Raw genomic sequence first — 19,119 nt, forward strand, 5'->3', positions numbered from 1 at the left:
TCTGATAGCTGGCTGTCTGCCATCTGCGCAGCAAGAGATGCCGCGAGAACGTGCACTCGGCGGTGGTCTTTGTCCGGAACGATGTCATATCCCAACAGTGCGGGCGAAGCAGCATTCGTGACGTTGTACCACTCGTCGCGAATTGTTCAAAGCTTTGTACTTATTGGCGTCATGACTCGTGCCCTCGAGCCACTTCGACTATATGGGCACGAATTTATTGGTCATGGGGGTGCCTTAAAGTGGCACAAGGAACATCGTCGGGCAGCAACTCCCACAACAGTGTGGAGAGCGATGGCGACCTGGTGAAGCTGGTCCGTGGTGGAGACGTGTCAGCCTTCGCCGGCTTGTACGAGCGCCACGTATCCATAGCCTCCGCTGTTGCGCGCCGCAACGTGGATAACCCCAGCGATGCCGAGGACGTTGTGGCAGAGGCATTCCAGTCCGTTCTGCAAAGCCTGGTGGCGGGGCGCGGGCCGGACAACTTCTTCCGGGCATACCTCCTTTCCACGGTGACCAGGTTGTCGCACCACAGGAACCGCCGTGCCGGCAAAACCGTGCCCAGCGGGGACGAAGCGGTTCTCGACACTCCGCTTGCCGAGCCCGATTCAGCTGTCGCAGCGTTCGAGTCCCAAACTGTCGCCAAAGCATTCCGTTCCCTGCCGGAAAGGTGGCAGGCTGTGCTCTGGTATCTGGATGTTGAACGGATGAAGCCCGCGGCCGTTGCTCCGATCCTGGGCTTGTCGCCGAATGCCGTGTCAGCCCTGGCATTGCGGGCACGGGAGGGCCTGCGCAGGCAGTACCTTCAAGCCCATGTCGCTGAGCACCCGGACAAGGGCTGTGCCGATTTCGCGTCCAAACTGGGCAGTTATCTTCGCGGCGGGCTATCCAGTGGAGCTGAGCGCAAGGTCCGGGAGCACCTCAATGGGTGCACTGGGTGCACCGTGGCCCTGGCCGAACTCAAGGACGTCCAGGGAACCATGAGGAGTGTCCTCCTTCCCCTGATCACTGGCGTTCCGCTGGCTGCCTGGGCTGGAAAGGGAGCCGGACTGGGAGTCCTCGGAGGCGTTGTACCGGCCAAGGTTGTTTTGGGCATGCCGGTTTTGGCCCAGCCTGCCGTCATGGCTGTTGTGTCGGCTGCTGGACTGGGCCTGGTGCTTGGTGGACTGGGATTGATGGATCACCTGGACCAGGGTCCCCTGCCGGAGCGGCGGTCCGTCCAGACCATGGCCGATCCCCAGGTGACCGTGCAGGCCCCGTCGCCTTCCACCTCACCCGCTGCAATACCCAGCCCCCTCCCTTCCGTGCCTCCGCAGGCCTCGGATCCGGCTCCGCCGGTCCCTGAACCAGCGCAGCCCGCCGTTTCAGCGCAGCCCGCCGTTCCGGAACAGTCCGCCGTTCCCGAACAGCCCGCCGTTGAAACCCCGCCACCAGTTCCTCCTTCACCTTCGGTTCCACCTGCCGAACCAACGCGAGTGGATGCCCCTGCAGCAGTCACCACCTACGTTTGGTCGGCGAAGGACCGTGAGGCGGGTCTTACTGCCATGCAGGTTGACTTTGCTGCCGATGGCACCGAGCCGTTGGGCCCCGGCATGGCCGTCTTCGCCGTGGAACAGGGCTCCAAGATTCAGGAAAGCTCACTGAAAGCTCCGGAAGGCTGGTCCTGTTCGCTACAGGAAGGAAGACGGGTGCTGAGGTGCGTCACCAAGTGGGTTGAGCGTGGCGAGCTTCATTTCCATGTGACGGCCGAATCGAAGCGGCAAAGGGACCCGGAAGTCCTGACGTACTCGCTGAGCGGGACCGGCCTGGCCACAGGTGAGTTTGCCTACAAGTACTGACCTTGTCCCACCCAACAGCGTCATGAAAATTCGCCTTCCGCCACTGATTCATCGGCAGTATCCACGGACCGGTACTGCGCATGTATCGAGGGAACATAGGGGAAGAATGAGAGCAACGTTGTTTGCCGTTGCCGGCGTTTTAGGGGCAGTGGCCCTCGTGGGAGCCCTGCTTCCCGCAAGCCAAGGCTGGTACGTTCGCAGATTCAGCACACCGCACCGGCTGCGCTGGATCACTGCGGTGCTGGGTGGCTTGCTGATGGTTGCCGTGGCAGGGTGGGCAATGGTCCCGGAGTTGCGTCCTTGGATGGAAATCGTGATCCTCCTGGCGGCCACGGGGCTCGTGGTTGGCTTCCTGGTGGCGCCGGCGCTCAGGATCGATCACGCGACCGCCACCGAACCCCGAAAGGTGTTGGCTATCGGGGCACATCCGGATGACCTTGAACTCGCCTGTGGGGCAACGCTGGCGAAGCTGGCAGATGCCGGACACGAGGTGCGGACCATGGTGATGAGTTCGGGATGCAAAGGCGGCGACAGCGCCGTCCGCGCCGGCGAGGCCCAGTCAGGGTCCGGATTCATGGGAGCTTCCGCCGTCCAGGTGCACGACTTCAGGGATACCCTGCTGTCCGACCATGGCCAGGAGATGGTCCAGGCCATCGAGGCATACATCAATGACTTCAAGCCCGACGTCGTGATGACCCACTCCGGAAACGACTACCACCAGGACCATCAGGCTGTTCACAGCGCCACCATGAGGGCCGCCCGGAAGCACTCGTCCATTCTGTGCTTTGAGAGCCCGTCTTCCACCCGGCAGTTCAACCCCAGCGTCTTTGTGGACATCGCCGGATATGTCGACGTCAAGATCCATGCGGTTTCCATGCACCGGGACCAAAAAGGCAAGCCGTACATGAGCGCCGAAAGGGTCCGCAGTCTCGCGGCCTTCCGGGGTTCGCAGGTGAAAACCGCCTACGCGGAAGGCTTTGAACCAGTCCGTCTGCTGGGCTCGGCCGTAGGGGAGTTCTGATGGTGCGGATTATGGTGACCGGCGTGGGCGGGCCGGCAGGTGCTTCCCTCGCCACGCAACTGCGACTGCGGGGGCACTGGGTCCTGGGTGTGGACATGCGGGACGTCAATCCCCGCACGGCAGACGCCGTTGCCCGGGTGTCCAGCTCAGACGCCCCCGCTTACCTTTGGGAGCTAAGGGGGCTGGCTGCCAAGCATGGAATCGAACTGGTGGTGCCTACGGTCAGCGACGAACTGGTTTTGATGGCTGACGCACGGCTTGATTTTGCTCCGGGAGTGGAGGTGCTGGTGGCTGACCCTGCCCCGGTGCGCATAGCCAACGACAAATTCCACACCATGCGATGCCTCGATACCGCGGGTCTCGGTGTTCCGGACTTCGGCCTCCCGGGCACCTTCGGCTCGGCCGAAGAAGCCATGGATCTTCTGGGCGGCCCCGTGGTGGTGAAACCACGGGTATCGCGCGGCGGGCGGAACGTTCAGCTGCTGGAACGCCTGTCCGATCGTGGACGGAACGCAAACCGCATCTGGGCCACGCTGAATGACAGGTGGATCGTGCAGCGGTTCGCCCCGGGAACCGAGTACGCGCCGGTCGTCCACAGAAGCAGCCATTCGCAGGATATCGTGGTGGTCCTTGAGAAGACGGCGCTCAAGGACGGCAACCTCGGAAACGCTGTGTCCGTGCGCCGGAGCGAACCTCCTGCCGACCGGGACGTGGCAGAGCTGGCCCTGTCAACGGTGGAAGCCCTCGGACTGACGGGGCCCGTGGATATTGACATCAGGCGGATGGCCGACGGCAGCCCCGTGGTCCTTGAGGTCAACGCAAGGTTCGGGGCAAACAGCGTCCACGCCCCGGAACTCGTGGACACCGTCCTTGGACGATTGGCCCCGGACGCCATGGTGGGACGGCCGGGTTGATCATCATCGATGCCGCGCTCGCGTTTGTGCAGATTTGCGGGACCATCATCCTGGGCTTCGGAGCAATCAAGATCGTGTATGTCCCATTGGCCCTGTACTTCAACCGCGTGCACCGGCCACCGACGGTCAAGCACAGGTACTCCGTCATCAGTGGAAAACCCTTGGTCTCGGTGATCGTTCCTGCCTACAACGAGGCCGTGGTGATCACCAACTGCGTGGAGTCGATCCTCAGGAGCCGCTATCTGCTGCTCGAAGTCCTGTTGGTGGACGATGGCTCTACCGACTCGACGGCGGAGATCATGGCCGGTCTCGCAGCCCAGTACGATCGCGTCAGGTTTCTCTCACAGGCCAATGCCGGCAAAGGAGCCGCCCTTAACACCGGCATCGCGGCGGCACAAGGCGAGATCCTGATGTTCGTCGACGCCGACGGCATCTTCGCCCCGGACACATTGATACACATGCTGGAGGGCTTCGACCATCCGAAAATCGGAGCCGTGTGCGGCGACGACCGTCCGGTCAACCTCAACCGGATACAAACCATGATGCTGGCGGTCCTCAGCCACGTGGGCACCGGATTGGTGCGCAGGGCGCTCTCGCTGACCCACTGCCTTCCGATAGTTTCGGGCAATATCGGTGCCTTCCGGGCAGACCTGGTCCGCAGCGTCGGGGGTTTCCACGAGGACACCTTGGGGGAGGACCTGGAGCTCACCTGGAGGGTCTACGCGGCCGGGTACCGGGTACGGTTCCAGCCAAAGGCCCTGGTGTATGCGGAATCGCCCTCCACCATCGGCGGACTGTGGCGGCAACGGGTGCGTTGGTCGCGTGGACTCCTGCAGACACTCCGCCTGCATTTGGGCATGCTGGGCAGGGCCCGGTATGGACCGTTCGGGCTGTTCCTGGTCTTCAATGCGATCACCATGGTGGTGATCCCCATCCTGCAACTGGCGGTCCTGGCGATACTGCCGTTCCTCTATGTGGCGGGCAAGGGCCCCATCCCCGGGGAGATCCTGGCCATCCTGGGATGGCTGGGCCTCTTCATCTCGGTTCTGCTGATCGTGTTTTCCCTCGGGCTGAACCACTCCTGGCGCGATCTGCGGTATGTCTGGACGGTTCCGCTCTGGCCGTTCTACTCCGTTTTTGTGGGCCTTGCCCTGGCAAACGCCATCGTCAAGGAACTGCGGGGGAGCCCGGCGCGGTGGAACAAACTGCAACGGACCGGTGTGGTGTCCGTGACGGCCCTGGAAGGCGACGCAGCGGGGAACCCGGCATGAAGCGGACCGTGCGTTCAATGATCCTGATGCTGGCCACCGCCTTGGCATCCACCGTAGTGGTGACCGCCTCCTCCGCAGAGGAACGCGACCGGCCCTCCGATCGCATGGTCAACCTCGGCTTCGAGGACATCGTCGGCACCGCTCCGGAGTATCTGGATAGCCTGGCCGCACGGCTCGATGCCGTGGACGCCACTGCGGTGTCCATCTCCGTGGGCCGGACTGATTGGACAGCTTTTCCGTGGCCCGGCGACCTTGGTGCTGCCTCCAGCAGCGTTGCGGACACCGGCCGGGATTACGTCGCTGAGGCCATGGCGGCGCTGGGTACGGCAGGCGATGGCACCAAGCGGGACGTCGTCCTGACCGTGGATGTCCTGCTGGACCGGGCCCTTCAGGAAACACCCTCCTTGGCGGGGCGCGATGTCACCGGCACCAATTCCACTGCGTTTGCCAGCGTGTCCGCCCTGCGTCACGGCGGGGCCGGGACACGGTTGGTCAGGCTTGCAGCCTTCGTCGCGGAAAGGTACCGGCCGGACGCTGTGGATCTTACGGAGCTGATGTTTGACGGCTTCACGTTCGGCAGCGAAGACCTCCGGGACTTTACGGCGACAACGGGGCAACAGGATTGGCCCCGCAAGTCCAACGGTGCAATCGACCAAACCAACCCCTACATCAAGACCTGGCGCAGCGAGGCAGTGGCGGACATCGTCCGCAAGGTGGCTGCCGCCGTCGCGCCCTTTGGCGTCAGGGCAGAGATGGACGTGCGGTCGCCAAAGAAGTCAGCCACCGGTGACCGTGCAGACAGCGGCCATGATTATGACCTCCTGCTCAAGCAGTTGGACCGGCTCCACGTCTGGCAGTATGTGGGACTCAACGACGAGCGGGCACCACGGACCGAAGAGCTTGCCAGGGCCATGAACCGCCGGGCGGGGCCGCGCATGTCGCTGTCGCTGGGGTTGTGGTCACAGGACGGCATCATCTCCGCAGAGACGTTCGCCGCTGCGCTTGAGGACGCGGTCCGCGGTGGCGCAACCTCGGTGTCCGTGACGCCGGCAAGCCTGATGACGGAGGACCACTGGGACGTGCTGGAGGCCGCGTGGGCGGACCAGGGTTCCCCGCCCTGACTGGCGGGCGTACCCTGAGCGCATGGGGATGGACGGGTTGTTTTCGGCGCTGGTCAGCATCGGTCTGATCGTTGCCGCAGTCTGGGGCGGTACGCGGTTGATCCAGCGGGGTGTGCCCGGCAAGGGCGCTACCGGCACCCTGGGCAGCGTGTTGTCCATGATCGATCCCGCCACGGGTGCGCCCACCAAGCAGGAATCAGCGGCGGCGGCAGAGGAACTGCGCCAACGTCGGCATGAACGCTACGCAGCCGGGCCACGGACCCCGGGTATCGATTCTGCACGTTCCGATCCAGGTGACGCCAGGATCTGAGACACATTCCCGCGGTTAACTTTGGGGCGGGTAAGATCCTTGGGAAACATAAGTAATCCGGCTCACAGTATCCAGCGCAGTGTACGGGCCACACCAGATCCCGAAGGTAAGTATCTATGGTTCACACTGCCCATCAAGACACCGATCTCGCCGCCGAGCTGCGCGCCGACGTGCGCCGCGTCTCCACTCTCCTGGGCGAATCCCTCGTGCGGCAGCACGGTCCGGAATTGCTGGAACTGGTGGAACAGGTCCGCCTGCTGACCAAGGAATCCAAGGAAGCCGCGCGCGGCGGCGCCGATGCGACCGGCCCTTGGAGCGCGCACGACGTCGTAGCCCAGGTCCGCGAGTTGCTCGCCTCCCTGCCCCTCGACCAGGCGACCGACCTGGTGCGGGCTTTTGCGTTCTACTTCCACCTCAGCAACGCGGCCGAACAGGTGCACCGCGTCCGTGGACTCCGCACGCGGCAGGAAAAGGACGGGTGGCTGGCGAAGGCCGTCGCCGAGATCGCTGGCCAGGCAGGTCCGGAGGTATTGCAGGACGTCGTCAACGAACTCGATGTCCGCCCGATTTTCACGGCGCACCCCACTGAGGCTTCCCGTCGTTCGGTGCTGGACAAGATCCGGAAGCTTTCGGATGTCCTGGCGCAGCCCACCGAGGAAGGCACGTCCGCCCGCCGCAGGCAGGACCGTCAGCTGGCCGAAATCATCGACCAGATGTGGCAAACGGATGAGCTGCGCCAGGTGCGCCCCACGCCCGTGGATGAGGCCCGGAATGCCATCTACTACCTGAACAGCATCCTCACCGATGCCATGCCGGAGATGCTGACGGAGCTTTCCGAGCTCCTCGCCGAGCACGGCGTTGCCCTTCCGTCCGGCGGGGCTCCCTTGAGGTTTGGTTCGTGGATCGGCGGCGACCGCGATGGCAACCCGAATGTCACGGCAGGTGTCACGAGGGAAATCCTGCAGTTGCAGAACCAGAACGCCGTGCGTATCAGCATTGCCCTGATTGACGAGTTGATCTCCGTGCTTTCCAACTCGACCGCACTCTTTGGGGCGGACCAGGAGTTGCTTGACTCAATCGACGTGGACCTCAAGAACCTTCCCGGTTTGGACAAGCGGATCCTGGAGCTCAACGCGCAGGAGCCGTACCGCCTCAAGCTGACCTGCATCAAGGCGAAGCTCATCAACACAGGCCGCAGGGTCGCCGCTTCGTCCTACCATGAGCCCGGACGCGACTACGCCACCACCTCCGAATTGCTGGCCGAATTCGGTTTGCTGGAGTCGTCCCTCCGGAACCACTCGGCAGCACTGGTGGCCGATGGAGCACTTGCCCGGGTACGGCGTGCCATTGCAGCGTTCGGGTTGCATCTGGCAACCCTGGACATCCGGGAGCACGCCGATTACCACCACGATGCCGTGGGTCAGTTGGTTGACCGCCTGGGCACCGAGAAGCCGTACGGTTCCCTGACGCGCGCGGAGCGCTTCGAATTCCTGGGGGCCGAACTGGCATCGCGCCGCCCGCTGTCCGGGCACCCGATCAAGCTCGAGGGAACCGCCGACGGCACCTACGATGTCTTCCGCAGCATCCGCCAGGCCCTGCACACCTACGGCCCTGACGTTGTGGAGACGTACATCATCTCCATGACGCGTGGCGCAGACGATGTCCTCGCCGCCGCCGTCCTTGCGCGGGAAGCCGGCTTGATCGACCTGTATGGTTCCAAGCCGCACGCCAAGATCGGTTTTGCCCCGCTGCTGGAAACCGTGGAGGAACTGAGGGCTTCCGCCGAAATCGTGGACCAGTTGCTGTCCGATCCGTCCTACCGCGAACTGGTTCGCCTGCGGGGCGACATCCAGGAAATCATGCTGGGCTACTCCGACTCCAACAAGGAGTCCGGCGTGATGACCAGTCAATGGGAGATTCACAAGACCCAGCGCAAGCTGCGCGATGTTGCTGCCAAGCACGGCGTCCGCGTCCGTTTGTTCCATGGTCGTGGCGGTTCCGTGGGCCGTGGCGGCGGGCCCACGTATGACGCGATCATGGCCCAGCCCAACGGCGTCCTTGAAGGTGAAATCAAGTTCACGGAGCAGGGCGAGGTCATCTCCGACAAGTACTCGCTGCCCGACCTTGCCCGGGAAAACCTGGAGCTGTCGCTGGCCGCAGTCATGCAGGGCTCGGCGTTGCACCGGACCCCGCGAACGTCGGAGGATGAGCGGGAACGCTATGCCAACGTCATGGAGATCATCTCCGACGGCGCTTTCGCCCGCTACCGTTCGCTGATTGACGATCCCGATCTTCCGGCGTACTTCCTGGCCTCCACGCCAGTGGAACAGCTGGGCTCGCTGAACATCGGCTCCCGTCCGTCCAAACGTCCCGACTCGGGGGCCGGGCTCGGCGGCTTGCGCGCCATTCCCTGGGTTTTCGGGTGGACGCAGTCACGGCAGATCGTGCCCGGTTGGTTTGGTGTGGGTTCGGGTTTGAAGGCAGCCCGCGAGGCCGGCAACACGGACCAGCTCATGGAAATGATGGACCGCTGGCACTTCTTCCGTTCGGTGATCTCCAACGTCGAAATGACGCTGGCCAAGACGGACATGGAAATCGCCGGCCACTACGTCTCATCGCTGGTACCTGAAGAACTGCACCGCCTGTTCCACATGATCCGTGATGAGTATGAGCTCACCGTGGCCGAGATTGAGCGGCTGACCGGTGAGATCGAGCTTCTGGATGCCCAGCCCACGCTCAAGAGGTCCCTTGAAATCCGCGACCAGTACCTTGACCCCATCAGCTACCTGCAGGTGGAGTTGCTGCGTCGTGTCCGGGAAGCTTCGGTTTCCGGAGCGGAGATCGACGAGCGCCTCCAGCGTGCCATGCTGATCACGGTCAATGGTGTAGCGGCAGGGCTGCGCAACACCGGATAGCATCGGATGGGGGACGTTAGGGTGGTGGGATGCCGTCGTTCCAGACCAAGTTGAAGATCACCGGGCTCAAGCCAGGGAATCCGCCTGAGTCCGTGATGGCCGCCGCCGTCGAAGCCTTGGAAACCCGGCATCACGTGGAGTCCAACCAGTTGGATATCGTGGGCGGCGTTCCCCAGATCAGCCTGCGGTTCATGGTGGACGCCCGCGACTACGCTGGTGAGAACAACGAAGCCCGCACGTCGGCAGCCATGATGCGTGACGCCGTCGAACGCGTTGCCCTGACAGGGAACCTGTATGTCCTGCGGCGCAGCCGGGGACGCTGGTCGCCGGTTTAGTCGGGTTGCGGGACTGCGCCGGGCCCGCCGTCGTACGGTTCGTCGCCGTCGTAGGGTTCATCCACTGGAGAAGGGTCGCCCCGGCGCCGGGTCACGATGAACCCGACCACCACGCCGATGACAAGCCCGACCCCGACGCCTATCAGCGAGCTCGCCCAGAAGGGCAGTTTGGTGGTGGAGCCTGTGAAGTAGCCCAGGCCCACCTGCCATACTGCCCACAAGACTGCTCCTAAACCGGCGCAGAGACTGAATCCCCGGACTGAGACATTGGCAATGCCGGCAGCAGCGGACGTGGCGAGCCTGCCGCCGGGAATGAATCGTGCTCCGATGATCGTCCCGTAGGTGGAGGAACGCCCGGCTTTGGCGATGGCTTCGTGGATGCCTTTGTGCACTTTCCTGCCCCAGGCCCAGCGGTCCAGCACATGGCTGATCCTGCGTTTGAAGAGCAGGTAGACGGCCACGTCACCCAGCCAGGAAGCGGAAGCGGCCAACATCAGGACCAGCCAGAAGTTCGCATGTCCGTCCGCCGCCAGCGCACCTCCGGTGATGACCACCATCTCGGACGGAATGGGCGGGAAGATGGCATCGCCCAGCACGATCGGCACAATCCAGAGGTAGATTGCCGATCCCCACAACTCCGGGGCGATGAAGTCCATGGGCACAACGTACCGCACTTGCTGCGGTCACAGCACGGCGGAAGACTGTCCCCATGCGCACTGAGATCCTGCAGGGAGACATCACCACCCGCCGCGTCGATGCGATTGTGAACGCCGCGAATTCCTCACTGTTCGGTGGAGGGGGAGTGGATGGTGCCATCCACCGGGCTGCGGGGCCGGAGTTGCTGGCCGCCTGCCGTGAACTGCGGCGTACCCGGCTTCCCGACGGGCTCCCGACAGGTAGTGCCGTAGCAACGCCGGGTTTCAGGCTTCCTGCGCAGTGGGTGATCCACACCGTCGGACCCAACCGGCATGCGGGCCAGACCGACCCGGACCTTCTTGCCTCCTGTTTCAGGGAAAGCCTTCGTGTGGCCGGGGAGGTCGGCGCACGCAGCGTGGCGTTCCCCGCCGTCAGTGCGGGAATCTACGGGTGGGACGCCCGCCAAGTGGCGGAAACAGCCCGCGACGCCGTGAATGAGTTGGCAGCAGTTGCTGCCGGAAGCGGTTCCGGGGTCACCAGCCTTGAGGTGGTTGAGTTCGTGCTCTTCTCCGAGGAGACGACGGCGGTCTTCCGCACTGTGTTCGGCGCGTGACCCACGCTCAAAGCGCGAACGGAATGCTCAGGGCCGGGCTTCGCTGAGCTCCAGGCCGCTGCGGTATTCGACCGGTTGTTTGCTGATGGGGTCCACGAAGCGGATGCCACGCGCCAGGAGTTGCAGTGGTTTGCCGTAGTCGTCCGGCGCCTTGTCCAGGAGGTCAGGATAAAACGCATCGTTCACAATCCCCAGGCCCAGCGAGGCCATATGCACGCGGAGCTGATGCGTTTTTCCGGTGTGCGGTTCCAGCCGGTACAGCGCACGCTGGTGCGTCCCGGCGTCGAACGTCCTTACCTGCTCGATGCGCGTCTCGGCGTTCGGCTCGCCGTCCACCACTTCGGCCAACAGGTAGCTGCGCGACTTGGTCATGCGGTTGCGGACCACCGTGGGGAATTCGACGGCGGGATAGCCGGCGGCGGGTGCCGCGGCGGACACGCACTCGTATTCTTTTTGGACCTGTCGCTTCTCGAACAGGACCTGGTACCTGCCCCGGGTTTCCGGGTTGGTGGAGAGCAGCAGGATGCCGGCCGTCATGCGGTCCAGCCGGTGCATGGGAATGAGATCCGGGAGATCGAGCTGGTTCCGAAGCCGGACCAGCGCCGATTCCTGGATGTATGTGCCCCCGGGAGTGGTCGGGAGGAAGTGCGGCTTGTCCACCACCAGGATGTGCTCGTCCTGGTGCAGAATGTTGATTTCCACGGGCAGTCGCGTCTCCGGCGGGAGGGTCCTGTAGTACCAAATGAAGGTGTGGTCCTCCAGTTTGGTACTGCGGTCCAAAGGCACGCCGCCCTCGCCTACGATCTCCCCGGCGTCGAAGCGGTCCTCGATGCCTTGGGGGTCAATGTGTCCCCATCGATGCATCATGTAGTCCATCGCGGTGTCCCATGGGCCCTCGTCCGGCAGGCGGAGGCGGGTTGCGTTCACGCCATCGCGCACAGGGAGGGGGGATTGCATCACCGGACAATTCTACTTTGCCTGAGCTGTGCGGCCCGCTTTGCGTGCTCGGGGCCTGGTTTGGCTTGTTCAGAGGGCTCCACCACGGACTCAGGTTCCGAACATAAAAAAGTTCTTGACAAAAAAAATTGTCGGTAAGCATACTGGAACCATGTTGGACATCGAAGTGATCGAGGACCCGGCGGCAGCGGAAGTATCGCTGGACCCGATCCGAACTCGTATCCTGCGGGAACTGGCCGAGCCCGCCTCGGCCACGCAGCTCGCGGTCAAGGTGGGAATGCCGCGCCAGAAGGTCAACTACCACCTCAAAGCACTTGAGCACCACGGTTTGGTGGAGCTGGTCGAGGAACGGCGCAAAGGCAACGTCACCGAGCGCGTCCTGCGGGCCACCGCGGGCTCCTACCTGATCTCGCCGGTGGCGTTGGCCTCCGTGGCGCCGGACCCTCGGCGCTTCGCGGACAGGTTCTCCGCGTTCTGGCTGTTGTCGCTCGCCTCCCGCACCGTACAAGAGATGGGCAAGCTCATTTCCGGGGCAGCCGCTGCCAGGAAGAAGCTCGCCAGTTTCGCCATCGACGGTGAGATTACCTTCCGTTCCGCCGCCGATCGCGCGGCCTTCGCGGAAGAGCTCGGCGTTGCGGTCACACGGCTCGTCGACAAATACCACGACGGCGGTACCGCGGTGGCGGGCGGCGGACGCAAGCATCGCCTCGTCGTCGTACTTCATCCCGCACTCAAGACCCCCTTAACAGAAGTCACAGTAGAAAAGGACCAGGACAATGACCAGTAACCGTGAATTTGAAATCGTGGCCGATACCGAACTGCCCGGAACCCCCGAGCGGGTCTGGCAGGCGGTCACAGCGGACACCTCCGCCTGGATGTTCCCCACGGACCAGTGGCCGGCCGTCCGGACCGTGGATGAATACCCAGGCCACCTCGTCACGCGGATGGACGGTCCCGATGGTTGGTTCAACCAGTTGGAGCACGTCCTGGAGCCGGTGGAGGGCGGCCGGGCCAGGCTGCACTACGTCCACAGCGGAATCTTCGCCGACAACTGGGATGAGCAGTACGACGGCGCCAGCAAGCACACCGAGTTCTACCTGCACACCCTGGGGCAGTACCTGAAGTACTTCGACGGACAGCCGGTGGTGTTTACGGACGTTCAGGCTCCGGCGTCGTCGCAATCGCCCGATGGATTTGTGCAGCTCAAGAAGGCGCTCGGAGTGGAGGACCTCGCCGCGGGCTCGGCATTCGAGGTAGACGTCGACGGCGTGGGGCGGCTGAGCGGTGAGGTGGACTTCGCCAATGAGAACTTCCTGGGACTGCGCACCGGCGATGCTTTGTACCGGTTCTTTGGGCGCAATGCCTTTGGGGCGCCGGTAGGTATGACCGTCCACCAATTTGGCGCGGGTGATTCCGAGCTGACGGCCAAGAAGTGGGGTGCCTTCCTGGAGAAGGTCTACGCGTAGCCACCCGCCCCGCCCCTGCACGGCGCCCGGGACCCAACTGGGTCGCACTTGTGCGCGTTTTGAAGCCTGAAAACGCGCTTAACTGCGACCTAGTTGGGGTGCCCGGGTGGACCCGGCGGGCGGCAGTTAGGCGACTCCGACGGCGGCCGGCCGCTCGGTCTTGAGGCTGCGGCGGAGTTGGGGCGAGGCGTCGAGCTTGTCCTGGGCGGCCCGCAGTGCCCGGACGGCCACCTCCAGTTGGGCAGGTGGCAAGGTGTAAGGGACACGCATGTAGTGCTCAAAGGCACCGCCCACCCCGAACCTCGGCCCGGCGGCCAGCCGGACTCCAAATTCCGGAGCGAGCACCGTCAGGGCCGTGCTGCAGGGGCTGGGCAGTCTGCACCACACTGTGAGCCCGCCCTGGGGTCGCTCAGGATCCCACGACGGCAAATGTTCAGCCAGCAATTCCATCAACGAATCCCGGTTGTTGCGGAGTTCTGCCAGCCGTGCATCGAGGGGCTCGGAGTAGGCGCTGACCAGCCGGGCAGCAGCCAGTTGCTCCACCATGGGGGCGCCCAGATCCATGGTGGTCCGTGTGGTGACCATGCGGTTGACCAAGGCTTCGTCGGCCCGGATCCAGCCGGTGCGGAGGCCGGCCCAGTGGGATTTGCTGAGCGAGCCGATGGAAACCACGGTGGGACTGAACGCCGCCATCGGTGCGGCACTGACGCCGTCGAGGTTCAACCCCCGGAGTGTCTCATCCACCACCAGGACCGTCCCCGCGGACGCCGCTGCCCGCGCCAGTCGCCGGCGCTGCAGCCCGGACATGATACGGCCCGTGGGGTTGTGGAAGTCCGGAACAAGGTAGGCCATGGCAGGTCGATGATGGTGCATCGCGGCCTCCATCGCGTCAATGTCCCAGGCCGGCGCGGAACCCGCGGCAGGGAGGGCGACGGGAAAGGGGCGGCAGCCGGCGGCCCGGATGGCGTCGAGGGCGTTCGGGTAGGAGGGGTGTTCCACCAGCACTTTGTCCTGCTTTCCGGCCAGGGTCTTCAGGACGATGTTCAACGCGTGCTGCGCTCCGGAGGTCACCAGGATCTGTTGGGCGTTTGTTGGGACGCCGTCGGCTGTGTATTTGTCCGCTATGGCCTGCCGCAGTGCGGGGACACCCACCGCGTCGTAGCCAAATCCGGGCAGGAGGGCCGGGAGTTCGGTCAGGGCATCGGCGAACGCGCGGTGGACCACCTCGCCCGCTGCCGGCAGGGATGCGTAGGCCAGGTCCAGCAATCCCTCCGGCGCCGCCAGCCCCGGCATGGTCACCGGAGAGGTGCGTTGCGGAATGCAGGTCCGTCCCCGGCTGCCCTGGCCGGTGGTCAGGAAGCCCTGCTCGCGCAGGCTTGAATACGCGGCGGTGACCGTGGTTCGGCTCAGTCCCAGCGTCTGGGCCAGCGCCCTTTCGCTGGGGAGCGCGACGTCAAGCGGAATGCGTCCGTCCATCACCAGCAAGCGTACGACGTCGGCAAGCTCGCGGTATGCGGGCAGGGTACCGGAATTCCAGGAGCCAAGAAGACGGGTCAATGCGATCGGGTTCAGTAAGCCTGACATCAGTCCAGTATTCCAAACTGGCTATGGAAAACAAGGCCAGTTTCTCGCAAAGATGGGTTCATGATGACCCGAAGAATCACCCAGCTCCTGATCGGCCTCGCGATGTACGGCATATCACTGGCCATGTTCATCCGCGCCGGACTTGGCTTGGATCCCTGGGACGTGTTCCACCAAGGCGTGTCCCAAAAGACCGGCTTCAGCATTGGAGTGGTGGTCATCGCCGTTAGTTTCCTGGTCCTGCTCCTCTGGATCCCACTGCGGCAGATGCCCGGGATCGGAACGCTCGCGAACGCAGTGCTGGTAGGTCTTTTCGCGGACCTGGGTTTATGGCTGATTCCCGTGTTCTCCCACCTTGGCGGCCAGATCGCCATGCTGGCCGGCGCCGTGATCCTCAACGGCATCGCATCCGCCTGCTATATCGGGGCGCGGCTTGGCCCCGGCGCACGTGACGGCCTGATGACCGGACTCGTGCGCCGTACCGGGTGGTCGGTTCGGTTGGTCCGCACAGGCATCGAGGTTGTGGTGCTGGCTGTGGGCTGGTTGCTGGGTGGGTCCGTGGGCGTGGGAACAGTGGTTTACGCGCTGGCTATCGGGCCGATCGTGCAGTTGCTGCTGCCAAGGTTCATGGTGCCCGAGCGCGGCACGGTGACGGCCCCCACGGAATCCGTGGAGGCCGCCCGGGCTGCCTGATGACGAACTGCAGATCAGGGGCCCGGCATGGAGCTCGGACCCGTGCGCGTCTAATCCTTGACGGCCCCCAGTGACAGGCCGGACTGCCAGTATCTTTGCAGGCTGAGGAACGCGATGATCAGCGGAATGATCATCAACAGCGAACCGGTGATGACCAGGTTCTGGATCAATTCGCCGTTGCCCGCGGTGGAGCCGAGCTTGTTCCACTGGTTGATTCCGATGGTCAACGGGTACCACGCGGGATCCTTGAGCATGATGAGCGGCAGGAAGTAGTTGTTCCAGATGGAAACAAAGGAGAACAGCAGGACTGTCACGGTGGCAGGTGCCAGCATGGGCATGGCGATCTGCAGGAAGATCCGGAATTCACCCGCACCGTCGATCCGCGCAGCCTCGATCAATGCGTTGGGCACGGCTTGGTCTGCAAACACCCACATGAGGTAGAGACCAAAGGGATTGATAAAGGATGGAATGAGCACCGCCCAAGGGGTGTTGGTGATTCCCAGCTGGGCGAAGAGCAGAAACTGGGGGATGGCCAACGCGATGCCCGGTACCGAGATCGAACCCAGGACGACGAGCAGGAAAGAGCGCCGACCCACGAAGTCATGTTTGGCCAAGGCATAGCCGCCCAGCGCAGCCAGGAACGTTGACACCACGGCGCCAACGGTCACGTAAAGGACCGTGTTCAGGAGCCATCGCGTGAAGATGCCTTCCTGGAAGGTGAACACCTGCACCACATTGTCCCAGAGGGCAAACTCCCGGCCGAAGCCAAGCCCGAATGATGAAACGAAATCGCCTTGGGTCTTGGTGGCGTTGATAACGAGCCACACCATCGGCACCAGGCAGTACAGTGCGAAAATTCCCGTCAGGACAGTAATGCCCGTGCTCTTCTTCGGGTTCATCATCGTGTACAGCTTCCGGCGCGGCCCTTGGGCCGGCGTTGGTGATTGCCGGGGAGGCGCGGGGGTGGCGACCTGGCTACTTGTTGAGGACATTCTTCATTCCCTTGATTTGCACGATGTACGCGATGGCGATGGTGAAGACCGCCATGACCAAGGCCAGTGCGGCAGCGTACCCTTGCTGCGACCCGTTGAAAGCAAGGCTGTAGGCGTACATGTTTGGTGTGTAATACGAGGTGATGCCGCTGTTGGAGACCAGCGTGGCCAGGATGTTCGGCTCGTTGAACAACTGGAAGGTTCCAATGATCGAGAAGATGATCGTGACCACCAGGGAGGAGCGCAAGGCAGGCAATTTGATGTGCCGGACGATTTGCCACTCGGACGCTCCGTCAATGGCAGCGGCCTCGTAGAGTTCCCTGGGCACAGCGCGGAGTGCCGCATAGAAGATCAGCATGTTATATCCCGTGAAACCCCACGTGACCATGATTCCTATGGACGTCATCGTGGTCTCAGGCGCGAAGGGGTTGAAGGAAGTGCCCGCGGCCTGGTTCAGGCTCCCCAACAGCCCGTACTTGATTCCCAGCATGAAACCCCACATGAGCGTGGAGACGATGGCGGGGATGGCGTAGGGCAGAAAAACGACGATGCGGAAGAACCGGGCACCGTGCAACTTGAGCGAATCCAAGGCCAGGGCCAGTGCAATGGCGCAAAAGAGCATGATGGGCACCTGAATAGCGGTGAACAACACAACCCGGATGGCGCCGTCGTAGAACTGGCTGTCCTGGAACAGCTTGACGTAATTGTCCAGACCGATGAACACCTTCCCGCCGATCAGCTTGTTCTGGAACAGGCTGGTGTAGGCGGAATAGCAGATCGGGATGATGAAGACGAAGAGGAACAGCACACCGAAGGGGGCGATAAAGAACAAGCCGGCCTTGGGTCGCCTGGGCCGTCGGAAGACGGCGGGTTCAGGTGACAAGGCTGGTTCCGATCTGCTGCTCGCGAGCAAGTGGCGACTCATGGGAATCCTACTTTCATGATTCATCGACATAACAGGAACCGTTGCCGTGCGGTTGCGTGCCGCACGGCAACGGTGCTGCTATCGGACGGTGAATCCCTGTTCGTTGCCGTAGGCGATGCTGCGCTGCTTCCACGTTTCGAGCACCTCGGCGAGGGTGCCGGTCTTGCTGTCATACAGCGGCGCCGCCACATCTTCGTAGTTGGAACGGGCCCAGCCGAAGAAGGGTGGGTACTGCCATCCGGTGCCCACATTCTTGGAGGCTTCGGCAAGGACCTGGTTGTATTTCTGGTCCCCGAAGAATGTGTTGGTGGTATTCAGGAACTCTTCGTTGTTGAGGTTGGAGAGGTTGGGAACAAAGGCTCCGGCATCGATCCGGGACTGTAGCCCGTCTCCGTGCGTGAAGTACTCAAGGAAGGCGTACGCGGCTTCCTTGTTCTGGGCGGCGGCCGGTATGGCCATGGCGCTCCCACCGTTCTCCGCGCCGGACGTTTCCCCGGCCTTCCACTGGGGCAGCGGAGCAATGCGGAAGTTCCCTGCCGCGTCCGGAGCCCTCTCCGGGAGCGTGGAGGTGAACCAGCCACCAATGAGCTGGGTTGCCAGCGTCCCTTCGTTGAGGCCGCGGTTCCAGTCATCGGACCAGCCGGTCACCTTCGTGTTGACCAGGTCTTCGTCGATAAGCTTTTGCCAGTATTCGACTGCCCGGCTGCTTCCGGCGTCCTTGAAGTCAATGGTGACGTCCGTTCCATCCACCTTGAAAGGACGGCCGCCGCCTTCCCACATGAGTGACATCAGCAGGAAGATGTCGGCCGAGTCGTTGGTGATGTAGTGATCGCCGCCCAGAGCGCGGACCTTCTTGGCGGCGTCGTAATACTCGTCCCACGTGGCCGGCGGCGTCGAAACGCCCGCTCGTGTGAGTACTTCCTGGTTGTAGAACATGGCGGCGGGGCCGTAGTCAGAGGGAAGGCCATACGGTTTTCCGTCGATCGTTACGTTGCCCCAGGCGGCGTCGACGTAATCCTTGGCCAGGTCCTTGGCGCCGAATTCCGAAAGGTCGGTGAGCTTCCCGGGGATGGCGAAAAGCGGCAGGGAGAAGTACTCGAACATGGCAATGTCAGGCACGCCGGATCCTGCCTGGATGGCATTGTCCAAGGCGGTGTACTCATCGGTGGATGAGCCTGCATTCACTACTTTGACGGTGATATTCGGGTGGAGCTTTTGGAATCCGGGCACTGCTTCCTTGACTGTTCCGTCCCAGCTCCACACGGTGAGCGTGATGGGCTTGTCCGTGGGGACAGCCTTGTCAGCCGCTGGTGCCGTCCCTCCTGAGCACCCACTAAGGGCGAGGGCTGAGGCGATGATGGTCGCTGCAGCCACAAGACTCTGTTTCAGCATTGTTTACTCCTTCGTCGTCGATGAGCGTCTCTTCCGGAATCGGGGGATGTCCCCTGCTCGGCCATTTACAACGTTGTATAAATAGGGCAGAACCGTATCTGTGAGCCATGGGAATGGGAGAGGTCTCCGATTCTTGTGGGCG

The 19,119-nt window shown here is 63.2% G+C and carries 18 protein-coding genes; 12 read left to right on the forward strand and 6 right to left on the reverse strand.

The window, feature by feature from the left end; all coding sequences use genetic code 11:
- Nucleotides 1-239: 239 nt before the first annotated feature.
- The 8 genes from ACSVIE_RS17275 (at nt 240) to ACSVIE_RS17310 (ending at nt 9,722) form a co-directional block, all read left to right on the forward strand.
- Nucleotides 240-1,835 carry a sigma-70 family RNA polymerase sigma factor gene (locus ACSVIE_RS17275; RefSeq protein WP_426005948.1) on the forward strand — a complete coding sequence of 532 codons (1,596 nt, stop codon included), beginning with the start codon at nt 240-242 and terminating at the stop codon, nt 1,833-1,835.
- A gap of 106 nt (nt 1,836-1,941) precedes the next feature.
- Nucleotides 1,942-2,856 carry a PIG-L family deacetylase gene (locus ACSVIE_RS17280; RefSeq protein WP_442424649.1) on the forward strand — a complete coding sequence of 305 codons (915 nt, stop codon included), beginning with the start codon at nt 1,942-1,944 and terminating at the stop codon, nt 2,854-2,856.
- The gene (locus tag ACSVIE_RS17285; RefSeq protein ID WP_442424650.1) at nt 2,856-3,770 is read left to right on the forward strand and encodes an ATP-grasp domain-containing protein; all 915 of its coding nucleotides are present in this window, start codon (nt 2,856-2,858) and stop codon (nt 3,768-3,770) included. Before ACSVIE_RS17280 ends, ACSVIE_RS17285 begins: the two co-directional genes overlap by 1 nt.
- Complete coding sequence (locus ACSVIE_RS17290) at nt 3,767-5,041, forward strand: glycosyltransferase (protein WP_426005952.1); 1,275 nt, start codon at nt 3,767-3,769, stop codon at nt 5,039-5,041. Before ACSVIE_RS17285 ends, ACSVIE_RS17290 begins: the two co-directional genes overlap by 4 nt.
- On the forward strand, nt 5,038-6,162 hold the full coding sequence (locus tag ACSVIE_RS17295; RefSeq protein ID WP_442424651.1) for a hypothetical protein: 1,125 nt from the start codon (nt 5,038-5,040) through the stop codon (nt 6,160-6,162). Before ACSVIE_RS17290 ends, ACSVIE_RS17295 begins: the two co-directional genes overlap by 4 nt.
- A gap of 22 nt (nt 6,163-6,184) precedes the next feature.
- The gene (locus ACSVIE_RS17300; protein ID WP_426005956.1) at nt 6,185-6,472 is read left to right on the forward strand and encodes a hypothetical protein; all 288 of its coding nucleotides are present in this window, start codon (nt 6,185-6,187) and stop codon (nt 6,470-6,472) included.
- Nucleotides 6,473-6,588: 116 nt separating this feature from the next.
- Nucleotides 6,589-9,387 (forward strand): phosphoenolpyruvate carboxylase, encoded by a 2,799-nt coding sequence (gene ppc / locus ACSVIE_RS17305; RefSeq protein WP_426005957.1) that lies wholly within the window; start codon nt 6,589-6,591, stop codon nt 9,385-9,387.
- Nucleotides 9,388-9,416: 29 nt separating this feature from the next.
- Nucleotides 9,417-9,722: a hypothetical protein gene (locus ACSVIE_RS17310; protein WP_442424652.1), complete on the forward strand. Its 306-nt coding sequence runs from the start codon at nt 9,417-9,419 to the stop codon at nt 9,720-9,722.
- On the opposite strand, the gene ACSVIE_RS17315 is transcribed toward ACSVIE_RS17310, so the two are convergent.
- On the reverse strand, nt 9,719-10,378 hold the full coding sequence (locus ACSVIE_RS17315; protein WP_426005959.1) for a DedA family protein: 660 nt from the start codon (nt 10,376-10,378) through the stop codon (nt 9,719-9,721). The genes ACSVIE_RS17310 and ACSVIE_RS17315 overlap by 4 nt on opposite strands.
- A 53-nt stretch (nt 10,379-10,431) precedes the next feature.
- On the opposite strand from ACSVIE_RS17315, the gene ACSVIE_RS17320 reads away from it, so the two are divergent.
- Nucleotides 10,432-10,971 (forward strand): O-acetyl-ADP-ribose deacetylase, encoded by a 540-nt coding sequence (locus ACSVIE_RS17320; protein ID WP_442424653.1) that lies wholly within the window; start codon nt 10,432-10,434, stop codon nt 10,969-10,971.
- A 27-nt stretch (nt 10,972-10,998) separates the two neighbouring features.
- Here the strand turns inward: ACSVIE_RS17320 and ACSVIE_RS17325 are convergent, their stop codons facing one another.
- Entirely contained in the window at nt 10,999-11,928 is a 930-nt protein-coding gene (locus tag ACSVIE_RS17325; protein ID WP_442424683.1) for an RluA family pseudouridine synthase, read from the reverse strand.
- Nucleotides 11,929-12,079: 151 nt separating this feature from the next.
- Between ACSVIE_RS17325 and ACSVIE_RS17330 the strand changes: the two genes are divergently transcribed.
- Together ACSVIE_RS17330 and ACSVIE_RS17335 are read left to right on the forward strand one after the other, a co-directional pair.
- A complete protein-coding gene (locus tag ACSVIE_RS17330; RefSeq protein ID WP_442424654.1) occupies nt 12,080-12,715 on the forward strand; it encodes an ArsR/SmtB family transcription factor in 636 nt (211 codons plus the stop codon).
- Complete coding sequence (locus tag ACSVIE_RS17335; RefSeq protein ID WP_426005964.1) at nt 12,705-13,394, forward strand: SRPBCC family protein; 690 nt, start codon at nt 12,705-12,707, stop codon at nt 13,392-13,394. The genes ACSVIE_RS17330 and ACSVIE_RS17335 overlap by 11 nt, the downstream gene beginning before the upstream one ends.
- A 126-nt stretch (nt 13,395-13,520) precedes the next feature.
- Here the strand turns inward: ACSVIE_RS17335 and yczR are convergent, their stop codons facing one another.
- Complete coding sequence (gene yczR, locus ACSVIE_RS17340; RefSeq protein ID WP_442424655.1) at nt 13,521-14,978, reverse strand: MocR-like transcription factor YczR; 1,458 nt, start codon at nt 14,976-14,978, stop codon at nt 13,521-13,523.
- Nucleotides 14,979-15,038: 60 nt separating this feature from the next.
- On the opposite strand from yczR, the gene yczE reads away from it, so the two are divergent.
- Nucleotides 15,039-15,668, forward strand: a complete 630-nt coding sequence (gene yczE / locus ACSVIE_RS17345; protein WP_426005967.1) for a membrane protein YczE — start codon at nt 15,039-15,041, stop codon at nt 15,666-15,668.
- 50 nt (nt 15,669-15,718) lie between these two features.
- Here the strand turns inward: yczE and ACSVIE_RS17350 are convergent, their stop codons facing one another.
- The 3 genes from ACSVIE_RS17350 to ACSVIE_RS17360 form a co-directional block, all read right to left on the reverse strand.
- A complete protein-coding gene (locus ACSVIE_RS17350; protein WP_442424656.1) occupies nt 15,719-16,660 on the reverse strand; it encodes a carbohydrate ABC transporter permease in 942 nt (313 codons plus the stop codon).
- On the reverse strand, nt 16,644-17,585 hold the full coding sequence (locus ACSVIE_RS17355; RefSeq protein WP_426005969.1) for a carbohydrate ABC transporter permease: 942 nt from the start codon (nt 17,583-17,585) through the stop codon (nt 16,644-16,646). The genes ACSVIE_RS17350 and ACSVIE_RS17355 overlap by 17 nt, the downstream gene beginning before the upstream one ends.
- 78 nt (nt 17,586-17,663) lie before the next feature.
- Entirely contained in the window at nt 17,664-18,977 is a 1,314-nt protein-coding gene (locus tag ACSVIE_RS17360) for an ABC transporter substrate-binding protein (RefSeq protein ID WP_442424657.1), read from the reverse strand.
- Between the last annotated feature and the right edge of the window lie 142 nt (nt 18,978-19,119).

This window comes from Paenarthrobacter sp. NCHU4564, assembly GCF_052156435.1.
Classification (GTDB): domain Bacteria; phylum Actinomycetota; class Actinomycetes; order Actinomycetales; family Micrococcaceae; genus Arthrobacter.